This window comes from Alcanivorax sp. HI0083 (assembly GCF_001635175.1).
On the sequence record NZ_LWFX01001578.1, the window covers coordinates 1 to 231 of the forward strand.

At 53.2% G+C, this 231-nt stretch carries 1 pseudogene; it reads right to left on the reverse strand.

The window, feature by feature from the left end:
• Positions 1–193, reverse strand: a pseudogene (locus A3754_RS23575) (peptidase M20); the annotation flags it as partial.
• Positions 194–231 lie beyond the last annotated feature (38 nt).

Consider the following 231-nt stretch of genomic DNA (forward strand, 5'->3'; position numbering starts at 1 on the left):
CTAACAGCAACGTCGGCGCGCAGTCTTTTCCGCTATCCCAGTGATAGAGCAGGCTATGGCCGAACGTTTTCAGGGTGAGTCTTGCATGGGTAAGGGGAAAAGACTCACGCAGAAAGTCATGAAAACCATCAAAGGCTTGCGGCTGATCCGGCAAGGTAGCAAATCGCAGGGCACGGGAGAGACGTGCGGTCATCTCGGATTCGTTCAATGCAGATTCAAAAACCGGCAGAG